The sequence below is a fragment of the Mesorhizobium sp. M7A.F.Ca.US.005.03.2.1 genome (assembly GCF_003997795.1).
In the GTDB taxonomy this organism is placed as follows: Bacteria; Pseudomonadota; Alphaproteobacteria; order Rhizobiales; family Rhizobiaceae; genus Mesorhizobium; species Mesorhizobium ciceri.
Genome location: NZ_RZRP01001239.1, coordinates 1 through 1295, shown reverse-complemented (window position 1 = coordinate 1295; position 1295 = coordinate 1). Strand labels below are relative to the sequence as shown.

The window sequence follows — 1295 nt, the reverse complement described above, 5'->3', positions numbered from 1 at the left end:
TCGCCTGGCCGGGCCTCACCGACCCGTTCACCGCCCGCAACGGCGCCGAACGAATTGCCGCCCAGTTGATGCATGCCGGCGAGCTGCCGGCAAAACCCGACCTGTCCGACATCAGGCGCTTCTGCGACATCGTCATCGTCAGCGACTTCCTCGATCCCGTCGAGGAGACGATGGCCTGGCTCGACGTGCTGGCCCGCCACGGCGTGCGCGCCCACCTGATCGAGGTCGCCGACCCGGCCGAGGAGACCTTCCCCTATGCCGGCCGCACCGAATTCACCGATCCCGAGACCGGCGACAAGCTGACCGCCGGCCGCGCCGAAATGCTGGGTGATGAGTATCGCCTGCTCTACACCGCCCGCCGCCACGAACTGGCCGCCTGGTGCAAGCGGCTTGGCTGGAGCTTTACCGTCAACCACACCGATCGGCTCGCCTCCGACGCGCTGGTGCGACTGCACATGGCGATGACCACTGATGGCCCCTCGGTCAGGCCGACCGCTGGCGGTCGTGCAGGCATCGCTGGTGGCGATCGGCCAGGAAAGGCTGTCGCATGAGTTGGCTGCCGCTCTCCTTTGGCGCCCCCATGGTGCTGTGGGGCCTGCTGGCACTGCCGGTGATCTGGTGGCTGCTCAGGCTGACGCCGCCCAAGCCGCAGACCGAGATCTTCCCGCCGCTGAAGATCCTGGCGCGCGTACTGAAGCGCGAGGAGACGCCGCAGCAGAGTCCGTGGTGGCTGACGCTGCTCAGGCTCTTGATGGCGGCCCTCATCGTCGCGGCATTGGCCGACCCGGTCTTCAATCCGCGTGAAAAGCTGCCGGCCGAAGGAGCCGCCCTTGCCCTGGTCATCGACAATGACTGGGCAAGTGCCGCCGACTGGGGCAAACGCGTCGCCACCGCCGAGCGGCTGATCAACGACGCCGGCTCCAACGGCGTGCCGGTCGTCATCGCCTTCACCGCCGAAAAAGCCAATGCCGAGATCGGCCCGTTCGATGCCGCCACCGCCCTTGACCGGCTGCGCGCCGCCAAGCCGCGGCCGATCCCGACCGACCGGCCCGCCGTCTATGCCCGCGTCGCCGGCGTGCTGGAGACCTTGCCCGGGGCCAGTGTCGCCGTGCTTGCCGACGGCCTGGCGGCAAAAGGCGATGAAGCCGCCTTCAACACGCTTTTGTCGAAAAATGCCGCCCGTGTCGTCTGGGAAACCGCCGACAGGCTGTCGCTGACGGGCCTGACCGCCGCCGACAACCAGGTCGACGGCTTTGCGCTGACCGCCATCCGCGCGCCGGGGCAGGGTCGCCCGG

At 68.8% G+C, this 1295-nt stretch carries 1 protein-coding gene and 1 pseudogene; both read left to right on the top strand.

Annotation, left to right across the window (positions count from 1 at the left end):
- Nucleotides 1-551, top strand: a pseudogene (locus tag EN991_RS36640) (DUF58 domain-containing protein); the annotation flags it as partial.
- Nucleotides 548-1295 (top strand): BatA domain-containing protein (locus tag EN991_RS36635; protein WP_206519336.1); only part of this gene is annotated, 748 nt, incomplete at its 3' end. The pseudogene EN991_RS36640 and the gene EN991_RS36635, both read left to right, overlap by 4 nt.